Origin of the sequence: Pedobacter sp. UC225_61, assembly GCF_044452285.1 — a bacterium.
In the GTDB taxonomy this organism is placed as follows: domain Bacteria; phylum Bacteroidota; class Bacteroidia; order Sphingobacteriales; family Sphingobacteriaceae; genus Pedobacter.
Genome location: NZ_JBIOAL010000001.1, coordinates 22,909 through 45,514 on the forward strand (window position 1 = coordinate 22,909; position 22,606 = coordinate 45,514).

The 22,606-nt window shown below is 34.3% G+C and carries 22 protein-coding genes and 1 pseudogene; 5 read left to right on the forward strand and 18 right to left on the reverse strand.

Annotated features, from left to right (window positions below; all coding sequences use genetic code 11):
- Positions 1-57 precede the first annotated feature (57 nt).
- Positions 58-2,595 (reverse strand): ATP-dependent Clp protease ATP-binding subunit, encoded by a 2,538-nt coding sequence (locus ACHMWN_RS00105; protein ID WP_397296667.1) that lies wholly within the window; start codon positions 2,593-2,595, stop codon positions 58-60.
- A gap of 665 nt (positions 2,596-3,260) precedes the next feature.
- Here ACHMWN_RS00105 and ettA point away from each other — a divergent pair.
- Positions 3,261-4,940, forward strand: a complete 1,680-nt coding sequence (gene ettA, locus ACHMWN_RS00110; RefSeq protein ID WP_397296670.1) for an energy-dependent translational throttle protein EttA — start codon at positions 3,261-3,263, stop codon at positions 4,938-4,940.
- A gap of 47 nt (positions 4,941-4,987) precedes the next feature.
- Here the strand turns inward: ettA and ACHMWN_RS00115 are convergent, their stop codons facing one another.
- A complete protein-coding gene (locus tag ACHMWN_RS00115) occupies positions 4,988-6,784 on the reverse strand; it encodes a M61 family metallopeptidase (protein WP_397296673.1) in 1,797 nt (598 codons plus the stop codon).
- A 110-nt stretch (positions 6,785-6,894) separates the two neighbouring features.
- Here ACHMWN_RS00115 and ACHMWN_RS00120 point away from each other — a divergent pair, with 110 nt between their 5' ends.
- Positions 6,895-7,284 carry a PleD family two-component system response regulator gene (locus ACHMWN_RS00120; RefSeq protein ID WP_397296676.1) on the forward strand — a complete coding sequence of 130 codons (390 nt, stop codon included), beginning with the start codon at positions 6,895-6,897 and terminating at the stop codon, positions 7,282-7,284.
- A 1-nt stretch (position 7,285) separates the two neighbouring features.
- Here the strand turns inward: ACHMWN_RS00120 and ACHMWN_RS00125 are convergent, their stop codons facing one another.
- A complete protein-coding gene (locus tag ACHMWN_RS00125; protein WP_397296679.1) occupies positions 7,286-7,498 on the reverse strand; it encodes a DUF1456 family protein in 213 nt (70 codons plus the stop codon).
- A 99-nt stretch (positions 7,499-7,597) separates the two neighbouring features.
- Entirely contained in the window at positions 7,598-8,905 is a 1,308-nt protein-coding gene (locus tag ACHMWN_RS00130) for a DEAD/DEAH box helicase (RefSeq protein WP_397296681.1), read from the reverse strand.
- A 219-nt stretch (positions 8,906-9,124) separates the two neighbouring features.
- Here ACHMWN_RS00130 and ACHMWN_RS00135 point away from each other — a divergent pair, with 219 nt between their 5' ends.
- Together ACHMWN_RS00135 and ACHMWN_RS00140 are read left to right on the forward strand one after the other, a co-directional pair.
- The gene (locus ACHMWN_RS00135; RefSeq protein ID WP_397296684.1) at positions 9,125-9,598 is read left to right on the forward strand and encodes a ribonuclease H-like YkuK family protein; all 474 of its coding nucleotides are present in this window, start codon (positions 9,125-9,127) and stop codon (positions 9,596-9,598) included.
- Between the two features lie 48 nt (positions 9,599-9,646).
- The gene (locus ACHMWN_RS00140; RefSeq protein WP_397296687.1) at positions 9,647-10,174 is read left to right on the forward strand and encodes a TlpA family protein disulfide reductase; all 528 of its coding nucleotides are present in this window, start codon (positions 9,647-9,649) and stop codon (positions 10,172-10,174) included.
- Here the strand turns inward: ACHMWN_RS00140 and ACHMWN_RS00145 are convergent, their stop codons facing one another.
- The 3 genes from ACHMWN_RS00145 to ACHMWN_RS00155 all read right to left on the reverse strand — a co-directional run bounded on the left by ACHMWN_RS00145 (position 10,175) and on the right by ACHMWN_RS00155 (position 13,342).
- On the reverse strand, positions 10,175-10,759 hold the full coding sequence (locus tag ACHMWN_RS00145) for a DUF4468 domain-containing protein (protein WP_397296690.1): 585 nt from the start codon (positions 10,757-10,759) through the stop codon (positions 10,175-10,177).
- Between the two features lie 62 nt (positions 10,760-10,821).
- Positions 10,822-11,865: a porin gene (locus ACHMWN_RS00150; protein ID WP_397296692.1), complete on the reverse strand. Its 1,044-nt coding sequence runs from the start codon at positions 11,863-11,865 to the stop codon at positions 10,822-10,824.
- Positions 11,866-11,983: 118 nt separating this feature from the next.
- The gene (locus ACHMWN_RS00155; protein ID WP_173272448.1) at positions 11,984-13,342 is read right to left on the reverse strand and encodes an ammonium transporter; all 1,359 of its coding nucleotides are present in this window, start codon (positions 13,340-13,342) and stop codon (positions 11,984-11,986) included.
- 422 nt (positions 13,343-13,764) lie between these two features.
- Between ACHMWN_RS00155 and ACHMWN_RS00160 the strand changes: the two genes are divergently transcribed.
- A complete protein-coding gene (locus tag ACHMWN_RS00160; protein WP_397296695.1) occupies positions 13,765-14,127 on the forward strand; it encodes a hypothetical protein in 363 nt (120 codons plus the stop codon).
- 289 nt (positions 14,128-14,416) lie between these two features.
- Here the strand turns inward: ACHMWN_RS00160 and ACHMWN_RS00165 are convergent, their stop codons facing one another.
- The 11 genes and pseudogenes from ACHMWN_RS00165 to ACHMWN_RS00215 all read right to left on the reverse strand — a co-directional run bounded on the left by ACHMWN_RS00165 (position 14,417) and on the right by ACHMWN_RS00215 (position 22,573).
- A complete protein-coding gene (locus ACHMWN_RS00165) occupies positions 14,417-15,367 on the reverse strand; it encodes a TIGR01212 family radical SAM protein (protein WP_397296698.1) in 951 nt (316 codons plus the stop codon).
- A 438-nt stretch (positions 15,368-15,805) separates the two neighbouring features.
- Positions 15,806-16,306 (reverse strand): DUF6691 family protein, encoded by a 501-nt coding sequence (locus ACHMWN_RS00170; protein ID WP_397296700.1) that lies wholly within the window; start codon positions 16,304-16,306, stop codon positions 15,806-15,808.
- 12 nt (positions 16,307-16,318) lie between these two features.
- Positions 16,319-16,882 carry a YeeE/YedE family protein gene (locus ACHMWN_RS00175; RefSeq protein WP_397296701.1) on the reverse strand — a complete coding sequence of 188 codons (564 nt, stop codon included), beginning with the start codon at positions 16,880-16,882 and terminating at the stop codon, positions 16,319-16,321.
- Positions 16,883-16,940: 58 nt separating this feature from the next.
- A pseudogene (locus ACHMWN_RS00180) lies at positions 16,941-17,495 on the reverse strand (putative glycolipid-binding domain-containing protein).
- A 77-nt stretch (positions 17,496-17,572) separates the two neighbouring features.
- On the reverse strand, positions 17,573-17,932 hold the full coding sequence (locus ACHMWN_RS00185; protein WP_397296703.1) for a hypothetical protein: 360 nt from the start codon (positions 17,930-17,932) through the stop codon (positions 17,573-17,575).
- Between the two features lie 34 nt (positions 17,933-17,966).
- Complete coding sequence (locus ACHMWN_RS00190; protein ID WP_397296706.1) at positions 17,967-18,386, reverse strand: DUF6157 family protein; 420 nt, start codon at positions 18,384-18,386, stop codon at positions 17,967-17,969.
- A 137-nt stretch (positions 18,387-18,523) separates the two neighbouring features.
- On the reverse strand, positions 18,524-19,033 hold the full coding sequence (locus ACHMWN_RS00195; protein ID WP_397296709.1) for a hypothetical protein: 510 nt from the start codon (positions 19,031-19,033) through the stop codon (positions 18,524-18,526).
- A gap of 29 nt (positions 19,034-19,062) precedes the next feature.
- Entirely contained in the window at positions 19,063-19,980 is a 918-nt protein-coding gene (locus tag ACHMWN_RS00200; RefSeq protein ID WP_397296712.1) for a GyrI-like domain-containing protein, read from the reverse strand.
- A 23-nt stretch (positions 19,981-20,003) separates the two neighbouring features.
- A complete protein-coding gene (locus ACHMWN_RS00205; protein WP_397296715.1) occupies positions 20,004-20,633 on the reverse strand; it encodes a class I SAM-dependent methyltransferase in 630 nt (209 codons plus the stop codon).
- Between the two features lie 802 nt (positions 20,634-21,435).
- The gene (locus tag ACHMWN_RS00210; RefSeq protein ID WP_397296717.1) at positions 21,436-22,302 is read right to left on the reverse strand and encodes a reverse transcriptase family protein; all 867 of its coding nucleotides are present in this window, start codon (positions 22,300-22,302) and stop codon (positions 21,436-21,438) included.
- On the reverse strand, positions 22,283-22,573 hold the full coding sequence (locus ACHMWN_RS00215; RefSeq protein ID WP_397296720.1) for a helix-turn-helix domain-containing protein: 291 nt from the start codon (positions 22,571-22,573) through the stop codon (positions 22,283-22,285). Before ACHMWN_RS00215 ends, ACHMWN_RS00210 begins: the two co-directional genes overlap by 20 nt.
- Positions 22,574-22,606: the final 33 nt, after the last annotated feature.

Below are 22,606 nucleotides of genomic sequence, written 5' to 3' on the forward strand. Positions count from 1 at the left end.
TTCTTTTTTAGAAATAGTTTATAACAAAAAAATCACCCAATTGGGTGATTTTTTAAGTTAAGCTCCTTCTTCTTTTTTCTTCTTTTTACCGTTGCTTTTGTGTGCAACTGTAATTTCTTCTTTCTCTTTATCGTAATCAATTTCTAAAGTATCTCCATCATGGATATCACCTTTCAAGATTTCTTCAGCAATTGGATCTTCCAAATATTTCTGAATAGCTCTTTTTAACGGACGAGCACCAAAATTACTATCGAAACCTTTATCTGCTATAAACTCTTTCGCAGGATCAGTCAATTTCACTTCATAACCTAAGTTATGAACACGACCAAATAATGATTTCAGTTCGATATCAATAATTTTAAAGATTTCTTCTTTACCTAAACTGTTAAACACTACTACATCATCAACTCTATTTAAAAATTCAGGAGCAAAAGCACGTTTTAATGCATTTTCAATTACACCACGACTATGTGCATCGCTTTGATTAATCTTTGCTGAAGTAGAGAAACCAACACCTGCTCCGAAATCTTTCAATTGACGAGCGCCAATGTTGGAAGTCATGATGATAATTGTATTTCTAAAATCAACCTTTCTACCTAAACTATCTGTCAACTGACCTTCATCCAATACTTGTAACAAGATATTAAATACATCAGGGTGAGCTTTCTCAATTTCATCTAATAAGATAACAGCATATGGTTTTCTACGTACTTTCTCAGTTAATTGACCACCTTCTTCATAACCAACGTATCCTGGAGGCGCTCCTACTAAACGAGAAACAGCAAATTTTTCCATGTATTCACTCATGTCAATTTGAATGAGTGAATCATCACTATCAAACATAAAACGAGCTAGTTCTTTTGCCAACTCAGTCTTACCAACACCTGTTGGACCTAAGAAAATAAATGAACCAATTGGTTTTTTAGGATCTTTTAATCCGGCTCTTGTACGTTGGATCGCTTTTGTTAATTTCTTAATCGCATCATCTTGACCAATGATTTTTTCCGCAACAGTTTCGTACATATTCAATAGTTTCACACTATCGGTTTGTCCAACACGTTGCAACGGAATACCAGTCATCATCGAAACCACTTCAGCAACGTTATCTTCAGTAACCTCGTAACGTTTAGTTTTAGTTTCAGCTTCCCATTCTGCTTTAGCACGATCCAATTCTTCTAAGAGATTTTTTTCAGTGTCACGCAATTTGGCTGCTTCTTCGTACTTCTGGCTTTTAACTACTTTATTCTTTTCAATTTTAATATCCTCTATCTTACTTTCAATAGTGATAATGTTTTCTGGAACATGAATATTAGTTAAATGCACTCTCGAACCCGCTTCGTCTAATGCATCAATTGCTTTATCTGGTAAAAAACGATCAGTTATATATCTAGATGTTAATGCAACACAGGCATTTATTGCCTCATCTGTGTACGTAACACCATGATGTTCCTCATATTTTTCTTTAATGCGGTTTAAAATTTCGATGGTTTCATCAGGCGTAGCTGGCTCAATCATTACTTTTTGGAAACGACGATCTAATGCACCATCTTTTTCAATATACTGACGATATTCATCTAAAGTTGTCGCACCAATACATTGTATTTCGCCTCTGGCCAATGCAGGTTTAAACATATTCGATGCATCTAATGAACCAGATGCACCACCAGCACCAACAATCGTATGAATCTCATCAATAAACAAAATAACGTCAGTAGATTTCTCTAACTCGTTCATTACCGCTTTCATACGCTCCTCAAACTGACCACGGTATTTTGTACCTGCCACCAATGAGGCTAAATCTAGTGTAACTACACGTTTGTTAAATAAAACTCTTGAAACTTTACGTTGAACAATTCTTAAAGCCAAACCTTCTGCAATTGCACTTTTACCAACGCCAGGTTCTCCAATTAAAATCGGATTGTTCTTTTTACGACGTGATAAAATTTGAGAAACACGTTCAATCTCTTTCTCACGACCAACAATTGGGTCTAATCTACCTTCTTCAGCTGCACGTGTTAAATCACGACCAAAATTATCTAATACAGGAGTTTTAGATTTAATGTCAGAAACTTTTTTAGGCGCACTAAAACTTTCTTCTTCTTGAAAATCGTCATCGCCACCGCCGGCAGTACCACCACCTTGAGCTTCGTCTCTAAAGCCGTTTTTGTTAACCTCAACCTCTTGTTTAAAAATTTCGTACGTAACGCTGTACTGCAATAAAATTTGCGACGCGATATTGTCATCATCTCTTAAAATAGATAACAATAAATGCTCTGTACCAATTAAATCGCTTTTAAATATTTTCGCTTCTAAATAGGTGATTTTTAAAACTTTTTCTGCTTGTTTAGTTAAAGGGATGTTGCCCAAATTAACCGTAACGCTAGATGTGCCACGAACAGCTTCTTCAATAGAGCGACGAAGTTTAGCAGTATCAACCCCTAATGATCTTAAAATCTTTATGGCCATACCATCGCCTTCGCGAATAAGGCCCAATAACAAATGCTCTGCGCCTATATAATCGTGTCCTAATCTCAGGGCTTCTTCCCTGCTAAAAGAAATCACGTCTTTTACTTGTGGAGAAAATTTAGCTTCCATAATATGTGTGTAATCGGGTTGACTTTAAACTATAAATTACTTTTATAAATATAGCTTCCCAATTTTTATATTTTATCAACAATTACGCCATTTCGGTGGATAAAGATTTCTAGGATGACGATATTTCCTAAAACTTACCATGTTCTGACTAAATATACAAATTAGTATAATAAACACGCAATAATGGCAGATGGTTTGAATACTCAGATTTTGTTTGTTAAATCGTGGACAAAGATTTCTCCGCTACGGTCGAAATGACGCCACCGTCATACAACCAATCCCCAAACCACAAGCCACTGCCAAGAACGAGGGCTGGCCTTGTAGCATCCCGAAGGAGAAAGCATTAAAACTTCAGCAATACCTTTCAAAAACCGCTTCCAAAACAATGAGCCAGTTCGATACGATACCTATCGGATTAAATCGAACCTGCTGCTTGTTGCCAAAAAAGTTTTAATAGCTTAATCCTAGAGATGATACTAAGCCTTGATCTTTTGTTTCTTTTCTATCAAGAGAAAAGAAAGAGCCATAGCGGCGGCGAGCTAAAAAGAAAAAAACAACTAATTAGTGTAGATACTTCGACAGCTCAGGATTACAAAACAAAAACCCATCTCAATAACTTTCAACTCTCTTCACTTTTAAGCATCTTTGCACAAATACTAATCATTATGTCAGACGAGAAAATAATCTTTTCAATGGCTGGAGTGAGTAAAATCTATCCACCACAAAAACAGGTTTTAAAAAATATTTACTTATCATTCTTTTACGGTGCTAAAATAGGCGTTGTAGGTTTAAACGGTTCTGGTAAATCATCCTTATTAAAAATCATTGCTGGTTTAGATAAATCATTTCTAGGTGAAGTAGTTTTTAATGCTGGATATAGCGTTGGTTACTTAGCTCAAGAGCCAATTTTAGATGAGAGCAAAACCGTTCGTGAGGTTGTAGAAGAAGGTGTTGCAGAAATTACTGCTATCCTTAAAGAATACGAAGAAGTTAATGAGGCATTTGGCTTAGAAGAAAATTATTCTGATGCCGATAAAATGGAAAAATTAATGACTCGTCAAGGCGAGTTGCAAGATAAAATCGATGCAGTAAATGCTTGGGAATTAGATACCAAGTTAGAAAGAGCAATGGATGCTTTACGTTGTCCAGAGCCAGATACAAAGATTGGCGTACTTTCTGGAGGAGAGCGTCGTAGAGTAGCAATGTGTCGATTATTGCTGCAAGAACCAGATGTTTTATTGTTAGATGAGCCTACCAACCACTTGGATGCAGAAAGTATCGATTGGTTAGAGCAATTTTTACAAAACTATAAAGGAACAGTTATCGCTGTTACCCACGATAGGTATTTCTTAGATAACGTTGCAGGCTGGATTTTAGAACTAGATCGTGGTGAGGGTATTCCTTGGAAAGGAAATTATTCTTCATGGTTAGATCAAAAAGCAAAACGTTTAGCGCAAGAAGATAAGACAGAAAGCAAACGTCAAAAAGCATTAGAGCGTGAGTTGGAATGGGTTCGTATGGCGCCAAAAGCTCGTCATGCAAAATCTAAAGCTCGTTTAGCAAATTATGATAAATTGGCATCTGAAGACGGGAAAGAACGTGAAGATAAATTGGAATTATTTATTCCAGCTGGGCCGCGTTTAGGTAATGTAGTAATTGAAGCTACAGACGTAACTAAAGCTTATGGTGACAAAATCTTATTCGAAAACTTAAACTTCTCTTTACCTCCTGCCGGGATTGTTGGTATAATTGGTCCAAATGGTGCGGGTAAAACTACCTTGTTTCGTTTAATTACCGGACAAGAGACACCTGACAAAGGTACTTTTAGAGTGGGTGAAACTGTTGAATTGGGTTATGTAGATCAGATGCATAATGATTTAGAGCCAGAAAAAACAGTTTATGAAAACATTACCGACGGTTTAGATAATATTCAATTAGGCAATAAGGCTGTAAACGGTCGTGCTTATGTTTCTAAATTTAATTTTAATGGTGGCGATCAGCAGAAAAAAGTTGGCGTTTTGTCTGGTGGCGAGCGTAACCGCGTTCACTTGGCCATTACATTAAAAAAAGGTGCCAATGTTTTATTACTCGATGAGCCTACCAATGATATTGATGTGAATACTTTACGTGCTTTGGAAGAAGCTTTGGAAAACTTTGGGGGTTGTGCAGTAGTAATTAGTCACGATAGATGGTTCTTAGATCGTATTTGTACCCACATTTTAGCTTTTGAAGGAAACTCGGAAGTTTATTTTTTTGAAGGTAACTATTCTGATTACGAAGAAAACCGTAAGAAAAGATTAGGAGATGTAACACCACATAGAATTAGATACAAAAAACTAGTTTAAATAGAAAAAGCTCCAAATGGAGCTTTTTCTATTATATCAAAACTGTATTAATTCTTTGTAAGCCAACTTTCTAATATTCTTCGTTGTAAATCAGTTAAATTTTCTTTTCTGCTAATTGTAAATGATCTATTCAACTTATTTTCCAATTTCAGATTTACCTCTTTTTTTACTCCCCCTTGTAAAATATTAAATGTTATAATTTCATTAGCTTTTTTATTTTTTTCAATATCTAAAATACTCTCCGCATTCACTGCAGTTTGTCCCACGGTTAAAATAACATCTCTGTTTCTTATTCCCGCTTTCCATGCGGGAGATTCATAATCTACATTGCTAACCACTAAACTATCATTACGCATACGTGTTCTTATTCCTGTATAACTTGTAGGTAATACTCTAGTTACTGTATCGATATTTAAACCTGCATAATTCAAGTATTTCTGATAGTCTAATTCTTTTGTTGTGGTAGTATATTCAAAAAGTTCAGTTAAATCTGTTCCTGCAATTTTTTCAGTTTCAGTTCTAAATTCTGCTTCTGTAAATCCTCTTTTTAATTGTTGATAGTATTTAGTATACATTTTCCTCATCACATCATCTAAAGATTTCTGATTGTTAGTGGCATTTCTAATTTTAAAATCAAGTAACATCCCTACAACTGGTCCTTTATCATAATAAGATATTGTTCTATTTATTTCATCTTCGTTTCTACCAAATGGCCCATCAGACCAAGTATTGTAACTCGCTTGTATAAGAGATTGAAAATGTCTACCAGGCTTATTTTCAAAAGCGATGATATTATTTTTAAAATTATCATACAATTGACCTTCTGTCATTAAGCCCGCTCTTTTAACAACTAAATATTCATAATAAACAGATAATCCTTCAGAAACCCACAGCATGTTGGTTCTGCTACCTTTTTTATAATCAAAAGGGCCCAACTCAATTGGTCTTATTCTTTTCACATTATAATGATGAAAATATTCATGTGCAATAAAATTGTATAATTTATTTCTACCATCCGCAGTTGTTAGCCCTCCTCCGTCGAAACTAATAGTTGTAGAATTCAAATGTTCGATACCTCCTTGTCCTGGACCAATAGCAATAAATGTATAGTCTTGATAAGGAATATAGCCGATTAAATCTGAAGCAGATTCAACAATTTTTTTAACATCGGCAATAAATTTTTCCTTATCAAAATCACCCAATTTATAACCTACAAAATAATGCGGAATTCCTTTAACCTTAAAAGAAGGCAACGATTCCAAAGGACCTACTAATAATGGACTATCATACAAAATATCATAATCTGATGCATAATAAGTAAATGGTTTATCCTTTAGTTTTAACAAACCAGTAGCTACAGTCCAATTATTAATGGGCTTAATTTGAACTCTAGATGCTTCATTTATTTTACCTTCTGGATAAAGAAATAAAGCTCCCGGAATAATATATCCCCTATCTATGCCTAAATAACTCGACGCAACAAAAGCTCTTGTTGCTTTAACAGTATAGGTAATAGTAACCAAAGTTTGTTTATCAGCACTAATCGTCCAGGTATTTTCATCTCTTTTTTTCCATGCCACTGCTGAGCCAGCTTTATCCCTTACATCAAAATCTGATACATATTGGGCAAAATTCATCTTTTGATAATAGCCAGGAGTCCAAACAGGCATTACAAAATCTGAAGCTTCGGTTATTGTTGTTTCCATAGCTACCTGAAATTTGTGTTGTTCAGGGTTTTCCATTGATACTGTATAATTAATAGATGTCTTCTGCTGTGCTTTTATATTGTCTATATTAAACACAATTAAGCCGAGGAATAAGATATAGAGAAAGGATATTTTCATTATAAAAATTTTAATGATCTAAACTAGAAAAAATTAAGTGCAAATTAAATTAAACCCTATTGTATTTATGTTGTTATATAATCATCTTACAATAGTATATATTTGCCGTTATGAAGAAAATACTCGTAGTTGACGATGATGATGAAGTTTTAGAAACTATTCAGCTTATTTTAGAAATTGGTGGGTACGAAGTTGAGCCCCTAAACGATGCAGAACTAGTTTTTGATCGTATAGATGAGTTTAAACCAGATTTAATTTTACTTGATGTTGTTTTAGGAAGAATCGACGGAAGAGTAATATGTAGTCAACTCAAATCTCATGAGGACACTAAGTATGTTCCGGTTTTAATGATGTCGGGTCTGTATGATTTAAAAGAAGTACAAGACATGGAATGTGCGCCAGACGATTTCATGTCTAAACCATTTAAAATGGATATTCTTTTAGAGAAAATAGAAAAACTAGTTAACAGAAAGATTATTTCGAGATACGATATTAATTAATTTACTTTTTCTCTTCTCTTGGACCGCGTTTATAAATAACTAAACCGTTTAAGAAGTTACGTAAAATCTGGTCGCCACATTTCTTAAAATTAGGATGTTCATCATTCCTAAAAATATCGCCTAGTTCACTTTTAGTAACTGTAAAGTTTACCAGTTTACAAATTTCTATAATTTGATCGCTATTTAAGGATAAAGCTACCCTTAGTTTTTTCATGATATCGTTGTTACTCATTTTAGTATTTAGTAATTAATATATTAGTAGTTAGAAATTTCAAGTCAGACTCCCTGACTTTTCATACTTCCCCAACTTCCTTTACATTGCTGTTTCTATTTTTACTTTTTTATTCTTTACTCTTTCATTGGCCAAAGTTCTCAAAACTTGAGGAACCAATTTCCTTTTAATTGCCACATAACTTGCCTGGTCTTTTACTTCAATTAATCCAACATCATCTTTTTGCAATCCGCCCTTCTTGAGCAATAAACCAACAATATCAATTTTATTGACCTTATGTTTTTTTCCTGCACTAATGTACAAGGTCTGCCAAACGCTATCCTGGGGTAATTTATATGGTCCTTTTAATTTTTCCGTTTCAATATCAGCTTTTAAGAATGGATATTTCTCATCATCTGCTAAAATCAGGTAAGCTGTACCTTTTGCATTCATTCTCGCAGTACGCCCGTTTCTATGCAAAAAAGCATCTTCTGTGTACGGCAATTGATAATGGATAATATATTCTACTTCCGGAATATCTAAACCTCTAGCCGCTAAGTCAGTAGTTATTAAAATTTTAATGCTCCCATTTCTGAATTTTAATAAGGCTCTTTCACGTTCATCTTGTTCCATGCCACCATGAAAAATATCATGAGCTAAATCTTTATCAATTAATAAATCGCTAATTCGGTCGACGGTTTCTCTATGGTTACAGAAGATTAGAGTGGTTTTACTTCCTATTTTACAAATTAATTCAAATAAAGTATCTAACTTATCCTCTGCTGTAGTTTGTACCTTTTTCAATTTTAAATCTGGAGCGATCTGAACATCTTTTAAAAAATCAATTTCTGTATGATCTTTTAAACCAGTAAACGAAGGAATTTCTTCCATAGCAGTAGCTGATGTTAAAATCCGTCTTTTTAAAGATAGCAGATTACCGATGATGTAAGACATGTCTTCCGTAAATCCAAACTCGAGAGCTTTATCAAACTCATCTAATACTAAAGTGGTAATAGTAGATTCATCAAAATTTTGATGACGCAAATGATAAGCAATGCGACCAGGCGTACCTATTAATACTGCCGGTGCCTGTTCTAAATTATTGCGCTCGGTTTTAATTGGATGTCCACCATAACAGCAATTCACTTTAAAACCCGTACCCATTTGTTTAAAAACCTGCTCTATTTGAAGCGCTAATTCCCTTGAAGGAACTAAAATTAAACACTGAACTCCTTTACTATCTTTAACTAGGTTTGTTAAAACTGGTAGCAAAAAGGCTAAGGTTTTACCAGAACCAGTTGGTGCCAACACCAAAATATCGTTACCTTTTTGTGTTGCAGAAATTGCTGCCTCTTGCATTTGATTAAGTGCAGTAATTTTTAGGTTATCGAGTATGGGTTGTAGCATCATGTTGCAAAGGTAATTATAAGTTTCCAGTTGTCAGTTTTCAGTTCACATTGACCTCCCTTTTCCATTTCACATCCCACATCTTACACACAAAAATCGTATCTTGTTGATAACCAATTTAATGTTGACAAATAAACAACATAGATTTAATCATTATCTAATATTAACCTCTTAATTTTAAGAAACCTGATTACGGGTTGTTAACCTTAACACCAATAACGTATGACCTGGAAAAAATTTAGTGGCGAAGTTATCCACTCGTCTATTTTAGAAGAAGTTGAACAAGCGATTATCCGCGAAACCGAAAACGGTTACAAATTAAAAGTTTGTATTGGTACCGACTCACAAGTTAAAGGTGCAACGACCGATTTTGCAACCGTAATTGTTTTGCTTAGAGAACATCATGGTGGTTTTATGTACATTAACCAAGATAAAACCACACAACAAATGGGCATTAAGGAAAGAATGTTAGTAGAAGTGCAAAAATCTATTGAAACAGCTTATTCTATTTGCGATTTATTGGATATTTATGATGTGGATTTAGAAGTTCATGCAGATATTAACACCAATCCTATGTTTAAAAGCAACAAAGCATTAAACGAGGCAATGGGTTATATTTTAAGTATGGGCTTTATCTTCAAGGCTAAACCAGAAGCGTTTGCAAGTTCGACATGTGCTGACAAGATGGTCCACTAAGATTGCAAATCAACAAGATATCGTATATTTGATTCATAAAATTAATTTATGAAAAAGATATTTCTATCTCTTATGGTCATCGTTTATTCGGTTACCGTTTTTGCTCAAACAGTAGATAAAGACAGCTATACAAAAATTGGTGATCCTATTCCATCATTTACTTTCGAGATTGAAAAAGGGAAGACCATAAACATAGCAGATTATAAAGGAAAATTAATCTTAATTAATCTATTTGCAACATGGTGTCCGCCATGTAATGTAGAATTGCCCGAAGTACAAACTAAAATTTGGAATAAATACAAAGACAATAAAGATTTTGCATTTTTTGTTTTTGGAAGAGAAGAAGGTTGGGATAAATTGATTCCGTACAAAGCAAGCAGAGGTTTCACTTTTCCCATTTTACCAGATGTAGATAGAGGTGTTTTCAGCAAATTTGCTAAGCAATCCATTCCCAGAAATATTCTCATAAATCAAGAGGGGAAAATTATTTACCAGTCGATGGGATATGAAGAAAAGGAATTTAAGGTGATGTTAAAGTTGATTGAAAAAGAATTAGGCTCAAAAAATTCTAAGTAATTACCAATTTTTACTAATCACTTTTTTCTCTGGTAAAGGTTCGGATATTAAGGTTTTACCTGCCATAAATTGCTTAAATTTAAAAGCAAAGTCTTTTGTATATTTTGCAGCTTGAACCTGATACTCTTTCCACTGAGCCGCATTTAATTTACCCGGGTCTCTTTCTAAAGGCACACCAATGGTAGTGCTCGCTACAAAATTTCCATATCGATCGCGTTGATACGGAATAAAGCTAAAATCACTTAACCAAAAACGATACTTTCCTTCTTTTACTTCCGCCTGAAAGCGATACAAAATTTCTCCGGATGGATGTGACATCACCAATAAAGTTTTGTTAACGACCATTTTGCCAGTGGCGATGAATGCCGTATCACCCTGTAAAGACTTAAACTGAATTTCCTTATGTTGTTTTTTGAGATAATTGACTACCCTATCCACAAGTGTATCTTTAGTAGTCCCTTCTAATGGCACTACTTCATAATAAATGAATTTACCTTGTTCATCTACAGGCAATAAACTTTCGCTTTGCGCATGTACATACACAAAACAATTAAGCAATAAGAAAACGCTAGTTATAAATTTCATCTGTTATTTATAAATATAAAAAACGCCAGAACTCAGCTCTGGCGTCCTAGTTTGTTTGGTTATTAAAAAGCGTAAACTGCAGCTAAAGAAAATTGAGAAGCTGACTTTGCAGGGTTTATTCCATTAGTTTTGGTAAATCCTTGAGAAAAATCTTTATCACTATCAAAGCGAACTTCCGGAATAAATGTTAAACCACCAGATTTAATATTGGCAGAAAAAGTTAACGAAGCTACACTTACATCTGCAGCAGTACCCACTCCTTTATAGTTAAAATATTCGCCTCTTAAACCTAAAGCAACTGCTTTGTTAAACGCATATTGCGGATATAATGCCACACCCGAATAACCGCCATTATCGTTTGAAACAGTATAATCAGCTGCGTTTAAGCCTAATTTAAATTGTTCAGTAATTTGATAAGCAGTGGTTAAATCTAAGATTGTGCCTGTTCCTGCCGCACCTGCAGAACGACCAGAAAGCACATTCAAATAAGCCGTCCAACCTGTAACCGGTGATATAGTTAATTGCGCACCAACATGAGAAACACCATTAAAATCTTGATATACATTCCAATCGTTAAACAAACCTGCCATTAAACTCACCTTATCAGAAAATGCATAACTCGCTTTTATCCCTGCATTTTGAAAAGGGCCAGAACCGAATAAATAAGATGTAGAATAGTTAAAATTAGCCGCAGGCGAAATCACCTCGTACCCAATAAAAGTACCCATATAGCCTGCAGTCATACTGAACTTATCTGTAAAAGCATAACTCACGTATAAATTCTGAATGTTAAAACTGTTTGTAGCTTCATCGTAAAGACCTGCTGCATTGGGTATAGATTGCGACTGTCCGCGTGGGCCAAAAGATAACTCGCCTACAAATGAAGCTTTACCTGTCGTCTTTTTCAAAGCCAGATCAATCATTCCTAATGAAATAGAATTTTGTTCGTTCGCAAAATAGGTATTAATGTTAGCCGACTTAGCGAAATCATATTTGTAATAGGTATCAACTGAACCAGATATTTGCAAAGGCGAACCTGCCTCTTGTGCAAAGGTAGCTGTCGTACATCCGAGGGTAGCGATAAAAAGTAGAGCTTTAATTTTCATAATTTTAGTTTTAAGGTTTATTATTATTCCATTATCTACGAATTGAAAGGGCAATATTCGGGCTACCCACTTAAAATGTGGTTCAATTTTTATGAATAGCCCGAAATAATATGTTTGCCTAAATGTTTGGAACTTCTTGTCCGGCAACAATTAAAGTACCTTGAGTATACTTTTCGTCGTGCTGACTTGCATCTAATCCTTCTTCTTCCTCTTCGGCACTTACACGAATTGGTTGTACTAAGTTGATCAGTTTAAAAATGGCAAATGAAACTACAAAACTGAATACTACAACAATAAATGCACCTTTTAACTGCGTAAAGAAAAACTCAGGATTACCATACAACAAGCCGTCTGCACCCAAGCTGTTTACTGTTTTAGTAGCAAAAACCCCTGTAAGCAACATACCTACTATACCACCCACACCATGACAAGGAAATACATCTAAGGTATCATCCAAACTTGTTTTTTGTTTCCAAGAAACAACTAAATTAGAGATAACAGCTGCAACCGCTCCAATAAAAATACTTGATGGAATGCTCACAAAACCTGCACCAGGCGTGATAGCAACTAAACCGACAACTGCTCCGATACAGAAACCTAACACCGAAGGCTTTTTACCTCTAGCTACATCAAAAAACATCCATGATAAACCAGCAGCACCCGCAGCTGTATTGGTAGTTAAGAAGGCAGAAACAGCTAAACTATTTGCACCTAAGGCAGAGCCCGCATTAAAACCGAACCAACCAAACCATAATAAACCTGTACCAATTAATACATATGGAATATTAGCAGGTGGTACTTCCCGGTGTTCGATATGAGATTTTCTACGTTTTAATACTAGCGCTCCAGCTAATGCAGCCATACCTGCTGAAATGTGTACAACTGTACCTCCAGCAAAATCTAACACACCTAATTTTAATAAGAAACCATCTGGCGACCATGTCATGTGTGCCAACGGCGAATACACAAATAAGGCAAAAAGTACAATAAATAAAATATATGATGTAAAGCGGATACGCTCCGCAACTGCTCCTACCACCAAACCTGGTGTAATAATGGCAAACATTAGTTGGAAAACAGCAAACAATGAAAGTGGAATGGTTCCCCATGCCGGACCTGAATTAACGCCTTGAAAAAATAAGAACGTTCTAGGATCTCCAATAAATCCTCCAATTGATTTTCCAAAAGCAAGACTGAAACCTACAACAGTCCAAAGTACTGTAATTACACCTGCAGCTACTACACTTTTAATCATGGTAGAAAGTACGTTTTTACGATGTACCATTCCACCATAGAAGAAAGCAAGCCCTGGAGTCATTAGAAATACAAGGGCAGCAGAGAATAATACAAATGCAATATCGGGAGCGCTGTATTTTCCTTCATCAAAATTAGGAAGTAATGGAATAAAAAGAGCTAACACTGCGATTATCATTAAAATCACAAATGGAGAATACTGTTTAAATAAAATTTTACCCATAGTTTTTAGTTTTATTGTTGATTTTTTATTAATTATTTAAAATTAAGCATAAATTCTTAATAATTATCACAATTATTTACCAAAAAATATTAAATATATTCATTTTAAACAAAAAAAAACTTAAAAAAGTAAAATAAAACTTAAATATCACAACAAAAACAACAAAATGAAACATAATTAAAGCAATTAATCATAATTTTTATGAGTTTACAGAAAAAAATGGACGATTTTTATTAAAAAAACAAAAAATAACACCTTAAAAACTTAATTTTTAACAAATTTTCAATAGATAAAACAAATTGTACCTTTATTTCATGAAATCATACCAACTAAAGTTCAAGCAAGTCCTCCCAATTACGCTGTCAGCAGCTTGGGATTTCTTCTCCTCACCAGCCAATCTTGCCAAAATAACCCCAGATGATATGGAATTCATCGTCACTTCCGATGATAGTCAGGGTAAAATGTACCCTGGGATGATTATTACTTATAAAGTCTCCCCTTTGTTTGGCATACATTTAAATTGGATGACAGAAATTACTCAAGTTGCGCCAGAAAAGTACTTTATCGACGAACAACGCTTCGGACCTTTTAAGTTTTGGCATCATCAACATCATTTCAAAGCAATTGAAGGCGGTGTTGAAATGACGGATATTTTAACATATGCACTGCCGCTAGGTGTATTAGGTACAATAGCGCATAACTTGATGGTAAGAAATAAAGTAAAGGAGATATTTACGTTTAGAGAAAACAAGGTGATTGAACTATTTGGTTCATTTGTTCATTAGTATCATTGGTTCATTTGTGTCATTTGTTCATTTGACAATGATGCTACTTTTTCGTCATTGCGAGGCACGAAGCAATCTTAATTCTGTAGTAGGCTTTATCATCGCTTTATGATTTCCCGTTTTCACCGGAATGACGACCAAAGTCACTTACTGTAGTAAATTAACTGAGTGTTTAGCTGCTATACTCGTCATGCTCAGCTTGACTGGGCATCGTAATGCATAAGTAGTTTTTTTTACAGCGCTTTAAGATTCCCGTTTTCACGGGAATGACGAGAAAAAAACCTTTGGATTAAGATTGGGTATAACTTGAGCCTTGTACAATCTCTCTCCGTTCAATTTCTTTATCAATGTAGGTTTGGATAGCCGATTTGTTTAATCCCCAGTTAGGAGCAATTAATAAATCCCAGTCTGAAATACCGAATAAACGCTGAATTACGATATCTGGTCGTAGCAGGGGAATTAATTCACATAATAAATCGGTGTATTCTTCGAGTGTAAATAACTTAAAAGGGTTCTTTTTGTATTTAGCACCCATAATAGAACCTTCCACGATGTGCAAATGGTGAAATTTAACAAACTTGATTTGAGGAAAACGATTGATTTCGTGAATGTAACCGTACATCATTTCTCTAGTTTCCCAAGGGAAGCCAAAAATAGTGTGTACGCAAAGGTCTAGTTTAGAGTTCTCCAGCAATTCAACTGCTTTAACAAATTCTCCATGACTGCAACCTCTGTTAATTTGGTCTAAGGTTTCATCATATATCGACTCCATGCCCATTTCTAAATCCACATCAAAACGATCGGTATAACTTTCTAATAAAGCTACTTTTTCAGCATCGATGCAATCTGGTCGGGTACCTACAGCAAAGCCAACTACATCTTCTGTTTGTATGGATAAGGCTTCATCGTACATCATTTTTAAATAATGTACGGGTGCATAGGTATTTGTATTGGGCTGAAAGTAAACAATGAACTTATCGGCTTTGTACGAAGTTTTTGCTCTGCGCATGCCTTCTTCCAACTGTTCTTTGATATTAGGATTTTTGCGAGAAGGTTCTGGGGTAAATGAATCTACATTGCAATAGGTGCAACCGCCATAACCTTTACTTCCATCACGATTAGGGCAGGTAAAACCTCCATCTACAATCACTTTAAACACACGTTGTCCATTGTATTTTTCACGTAAGTGTACACCGTAGTTGTTATATCCCTTTATACCCGAATCTAATGCTGTTCCCATTTGGAGACAAAGATAAGGATATTTGGCAGTTTACTAGTAAAGCGTTCGTCATTTCGACCCATCGGAGAAATCTTTGTCTTTGCAATTTTCTATTTATAGGTCTGTCATCCTGAGCTTATCGAAGGATCTATTTTAGCTTGCGCTCAGATTTGCCTCGGCTCTTGATAGCCGATGGATCAAGTTGTTTCCCGGTAAGCATGTATTGATTTTGTCCTCGAGATTGCTTCGCAATATTCTCTTGATGGAAAAAGGGACTAATCTTGAGCTTGCGAAAGCATGAATACCAATAAAAACAAAAGATGAATAACATCAAGAAAGAACGATGCTTCCACGCACTTGCTTACGACGGCCCGCCGTTCTTTCTGCCAATCGCTCTTTTTGGATAGTGCAAAGAAATTTAAGTTGTAATTCTGGATCAAAAACCAATTCACAACCTTTTTAGTGCGGTAATTTATCTCTTAAATAACCGTAAACCCAAGTACCAGCAATAGCACTTAAAAGAGTTACCGCAATAACGGTTGCACCAGTTCCAATTTGTGCAAACAATGGACCAGGACATGCGCCCGTAATTGCCCATCCTAAACCAAAAATCAATCCACCATATATTTGTCCCTTGTTAAATTTCTTTGGATGAAATGTGATCGTTTCTCCATATATAGTCTTAATGTTGAATTTCTTTATCAGAAAAACAGAAATCATCCCTACTAAAACGGCACTACCAATTATTCCATACATATGAAAGGATTGCAAGCGAAACATTTCCTGTATACGGAACCAACTTACTACTTCTGCTTTTACGAATAAAATACCAAATAGTGTTCCCACAACTAGATACTTTAAATTATGATACCACTTATGTTCCAAGCTGCTTTCATTTACGCATATTGAATCTAGCTCACGAAGTTGTAGATCATTTTCAGTCTTTATATTTTGTTGCATTATTGTTTTGTGTTAAAGTGAAAGAATATACGGTAAAATCAAATTTGCCATTGTAAAACCACCCACCATAAAACATAAGGTAGCTATTAATGATGACCATTGTAAGGTAGACAATCCCATAATAGAGTGCCCACTAGTGCAACCTCCTGCATACCGTGTCCCAAAACCAACTAAAAATCCTCCAACTATCATTATCAATGAGCCTTTTAGGGTAAAAAGTGATTGCCAATTCATTATATCTTCAGCAACGAGGTTGTTGAAGTTTGTAATCCCATAGGTTGCAAGTTCTTCAGCCAATTTCGAATTAACATTAATGGGATTAGGATTTGATAAAAGGTTAATAGCTATTGCTCCGCCCAAGAATATGCCAAATACAAAAAATAAATTCCATATTTCTTTTTTCCAATCGTATTTAAAGAAAGGAATGTTAGCTGGCATACACGATGCACAAATATGTCGGAGCGAAGAGCTAATACCAAACGATTTGTTGCCAATAATTAACAATATTGGAACAGTTAATCCTATTAAAGGCCCCGCTACATACCAAGGCCAGGGCTGTTTTAAAAAATCTATCATTTTATTTTATTAAAAATGTAATGTCGGAAAAATTGGAAAGGCTAAGAAATTTCCTTGGTTATGCTTTAATAGTCATTTCGAAAAGGTTTGGGTAGTCAACAACCAATCCTTGCTCATCAATTTTTATTTGCGCTTGAAAACTTGTGTCCTCATTTTCATAAGTATATAAGCTGGCGTTAACTCTTTTATAAATCTGCTTAACAGGTTTCATCTTTCGGTGCAGAACATCAAAATACAGTACATCAATAATTTTTTGCTCGTTGTCGTTTAGTTTGAGGCGGTTAATCGGCAAAGTATTCGTAAATGGAGTTAGTGAAATGTCGATATCAAAAATATTTTTTAGTTCTTCATCAGGTTTACCGTTTAATAACTAAGTTCCATTCTTCCTTTCTAAAGTCAGCAATTCATCTGAATTATCTAAACAAGTTCTTAAAGTTAAAAATGTTGTTTCCCAATCTTTATTGGTCTTAATATGATATTCGACCTTATAAATATGATTCTCGTGAACTCCTATTATTGTCGAATTTATTTCATTCCCCAAGTCAGAATTTGTCATAAGACAATTTTCTATAGCGTGATAAAACTTTCCTGTCCAGATAATATTTGTTTGCATAATTTTTTATTTGTGTTGACCTTGTTTCTTTCTTGCGCAAGCGTCTCGCTTATGACTAATATATACAGGACTGATACTTACAGCATCGGGGTTTGTTTGTTGTCTTTTCCTTTTGAAAATATGTCTTTATTCCACTTACGGAAATCATAATACTTACTCTTTGGCTCTCCCGTCCAACCATTAATGCCTTTTTTCTTTGGCAAATAATACCCATGTATATATAAAAGTGGTATAATAAATAGTGATAACAAAGTCATTGATGTTGCCCTATCAACGTAAACAGAGATACAACAGACCAATAAAACCGTTGATAGATATTTTGCAACTCTACGAATTTTCGGGGTTTGTTCTTCAAAGTGTCCCATAAGTATATTTCCTAAAGCATATACTATGCTTACGACCGCTATTTCAAACCACAATGATTCTGTTGTCCACATATTCTTTATTAGCTTATTTAGGTTTGTTTCTAGTTTATTTACTCCTTTTATTAGATTTCATTGCTTTTAGTTTCTCAGTTTTGGGATCGTCTAGATACTTTTGATACTCGGATGTCTCCATGCCAAAAATAGCTACTTTGCCACTACTATTGCTATGAATGCCAAAACCGTAAGTCTTAGCTAAGGGAGATGTTCTTAAACAAGCTTGTCCCTTTGCAAAAAATACTTCTCTTGCCTGTTTATATTCTGATTTAGTTAAGTCCTTTCTGTCGGCAAATACTTGAAACACGATATCATCGGAAGTATATTTATATGGATTTTGGGCAATCAGTTCATACTGCATTTCTGCAATAGTCTTTTTATCTTTAGCAGGCGGTTTGGATCCGCTTGTTGCTTTAGTGTCTTCAGACACTTCAATAAGAGTGTTAAAGTAATTTGTGGTATGAACTTCCATTTTTCTAAGTTATAAAATGATTTCCTGAATAATTACCGTCGTGCGAGGTTGTCCGTTACAATAACCAATAACGTGCCACACCCTTGTGAGTTGCGATAAGTTGGAATGAGTTGATCGCTGGAGAAAGTAATTTACTGTCAATCTTTAATAACTGCTTTTAGCTTAAAGGTTTGCTGCCCCCTATCAGACATTACCGAATTAATTCTATTTGCGAAAAAGTCTTGAATAAACTCCCAGTCACTTGCGTTCATGCTTCCATTCCCGTTTTTGTCAAGGTGATCTACAATATTTAAGTTACCAATAATTTCAAAATTGTCTCGAAACATCATAAAATCTTTTCTCCAAATTATAAATCCATAAGAACCTAAAAGGCATGGTTTAATCTCAGGTTGAATTGACCACATTTTATGTAGTTCGTTATCGGAATATTTGAAATCATTCTTTCCATTTCCTATCCCAAAGAATTCGGTATCCATAACATTTGCAGTTGTTGGCTTTTCCAAACTGTCGTAAGTCAAAGCCGAAAAAGTAAAGTTTTGCGGACTTTTCTCCTTGTAAGTACTTGTACAAAGCAACACTTTATATTTATTGTCATTCGCTTTAAATGTCAGCAAGTCACCTTGATTGATATCTGTTATTGTTGGCATATAATGGTCTTATAATAGTATACAGCGTTTTATTCAATTGGTATATAAAAGTCAACAATAGCCTTTCTTTCAGGATGTTCCTTAAAGTTATTATGATAAATCTCAAAAGGATTACTATCAGCCTTTTTATATCCGTTTTCATTCATCCATAAATATAGCCCTGTCCACGCTTTTTCAAATTCATCCAAGCCTATCTCATATTTACCTCTTATAAATCTCCCTGCTTTAATTGCGGTCAATCCAATTTCCCCAGTTGTTTCTACAGGTTTATTTAATACAATTGAAGCACTCATTCTAACTTTGTTGGCCTCAGTAACTTTAAAACTGTCATGATAAATGGTTACCATTTTTGTTTGGTCGTTCATCAATCCCTGAGGTGTTGCCCATTTAATTAATGTTGCATAAGCGTTTTCAAGGTTTTGCGGCCCGATACTTGAAACATAAGCCAAATCCATTTTTGGCATTTCTTTAATCTCAATTTTTGCATTCATTTTTATCCAATTTTTAAGGTGATCAATGATGCAAATGTATTGGTCATAGTCTGGATACTCTTGTCCTTTCTTGCTTTCCAGTTGACTAATCTTGCTATGTCGATTTGGATTTTGCCTTTTAAATTCAGTCGGGCTTAGTCCATAATATTTCTTAAATGCTCTGGAAAAGGAAGAATTATCGCTAAATCCAAATTTGTGAGCAATTGCTGTTACCGCGATGTTTTTATGCAACAAGTCTGATGCTGACTTTTCTATCCTTCGTCTTATGATATACTCATTTAAGGTTTCTCCTGTAATGAATTTAAAAACGCGGTGGAAGTGGAATGGCGAAAAAAAGGCGATTGCTGAAACTGTATTTAAGGAAAGATCGGATTCTAAGTTTTCGTCAATAAATTCAAAAACCCGATTGATCCGTTTCTTATAGTCAGCTTGTATTTCTTTAGCTATAATTGTCATTTTTTAAAACCTTTATTATAGGATCATCGCTTCTTAGCTGTCAATATAGTGTGTATATCAAAGTCTGTTTCTGATGTTTTATACTTTACCTTAAAAGTCTCTATTTCGGCAAATTTTGTTTTAATCAATTGTGTCTTTAAGTCCTCTAAATTATGAAACTGAAAGTAAACTCGCCCACCGCTACCAATTTTAAAGTCAGATTTATCAGGGTCGCCTTCAACAAAACTCAAATAAATCAATCCGTTTTCGTTTAGTAAATTGTAGGCGTTTAAAATTAATTCATTACTTTCTGTAGGCGATAAATATGGCAAACAAAACCCACAAATAATCCCATCATACTTGCTGCTAAGACTCTTGATTTGCCGACTGTCCATAGCGGCAAAATCTGCTTGTGGATTATTTTTCTTTGCCAATTCAATCATATTTGATGCAATGTCAATTCCGAAAATATCAAAGTCTGGTCTTTTGGACAGTAGATATTTAGTTATATTTCCAGGACCGCAACCAATTTCTAACAGTTTTGCTTTTTGTTTAGAAACAGAAACACAGATATAATCGTAGGTATCATTATATAAGGTTAAGTCCATAAACTTATCTTGGTAAATAGAAGCTACGTTATTCCAAGTTTCAAATGTTTCTTTATATCTGTCCATGTTGTTGTCGTTTTAAAATGCTGCTAATGCTTTAAGTTTTGCGACTGACGTGAAATTGAAATGTCATTGCAACCCTTATCCTTACTAAAAATTATTTTGTCAGGTATTTAGAAACTTCCATCAATTATAATTATTTGTTTTCACTATTGTTTCTATCCAGTAAAATATCTCATTGAAACGTTCAGTGTTAACACCATTCCTTTTCACCTACCTTAAGACAAAATAACGTCTCAACGATGTGTCATATGTTAAAAATAGTTAAGATCAAGGCTTCATCAAATCACCCGTAAATAAAAATATAAAAGCTCCAGTTATAGCCGGGTATGATGGGAACCATAAAGAAATACCGTCTTTGAGAGGAACGAAGCAATCTTACTGTAGGTTTTGGTTTTATAAATTTTGATTATTCAATTTGAAGTTCGGCATTACGGTTAACCGTAATGAATTATAATATTAAATGAAGTTTTTTACATTTCATTTAATAAATAAAAATCATTATGACAAAAGTAGCTGCATTTCATTCAATTAAACAAAGCGTTTATCATGACAACAACAAGTGTACAGAAGGTAACAACATTGAAAAAGAGAATTTACGTCAAGGAACAGGTGGTAAACCTAAATGCTCTCATTGTACTAAATTGAATTAGTTCAGATGATTCCCAATTTATGATGACTGCCCTTGATGATGAATCAAGGGCTTTATTAATCAATGTTCCTATTTGCACCGCTAGCCCTAACCAAGATCAGCAAGGTATTTTGCCAATTAACGTCATTGTCATATCCGTGTTTTTTAAGTAAGTTGCTAACTGTTGGCACTCTTCTTTTTATTAGTTTTTCTAATATTATTTAAATAAACAGTATATGGCTTAATATCCAAGTTAGATGCAATTTCTAATTTCGATTTTTCGATTATCTTTTCTGGAGCATCAATTTTGTTTAGAAATACATCAATTCCAGTAATTGTTTGATTACCGCTATATTGGGTTTTTCTATAACTTAATTTAAAATCGCCTGATATAACAATATCCAGAATTTCATTTAGCAGATGCCTAAAATCCTTTTGTGATGAGAATGTCAAGTCGTCTACGTAACGAGTGTAAGTAAGCCCATGAAGATTAGATAGTTCGATAAGTTTTTTATCTGTTTCGAGGAATACCAAATTTGATATATGAGTACTAGTTGGTGTTCCCTGTGGAAGTTCATATTTCCAAGTAGTAAGTTTAGTTAGCCAATGCGAGTAATGGTGAGAAAAGCCAAGTACCATAAAAGTTTCATAAACTCTTTGGTGATTAATATTTGGATAGAACTCTTGAAGGTCCGTAGTGAACTGAAATTTATTTCCTTGATGCGGTTTTGCGTTAGTAATATTACTTCTTTTTTTTACTCCTCCATGAACATTATTTGGCAATGGAATAGGAGATAAAATCCTATTTTTTATATTTTTTTGAATAGCTTTTAAGTCATTTAAAGATGGTCTAATTATTCTTTGTTTGACAGTTCCATCTCTATAGGTTTTAAATTCTCCAGTTTTTTTATTCGTCTTTTTTTCTATCCATTCGTGGTAGTAATTATCAATATCCAATATTAATTTCTCAACCTCAACTGGTTTATGGCCAATAATTGCACATAATTTCTTGAACTCGTTTTTTTTAAACTGCAAAGAATTCATTTACTAATGATTTTACTGAAGGACTTACGATTTTGAAAGCATTTCTTTTGCTTGGTTTAACATCTTCTTCAGTCATTGATAAAAAAAACAATATTGGTAACGGCATATCCAATTTTTCACTAATAGTTTTTAATGTAGAAAGGTTAGGTTCTTTTAAATTCCCTTCAATTTGAGAAAGGTAAGTTTGTGTAATTCCACAAAGCGAAGAAAACTCCGTTTGGGTCATGCCCTTTTTCTTTCTAATATTTTTTATAATACTTCCTAAGTCCATTTTAATAGATTTTTGAAAAAAATTAAGGAGTGT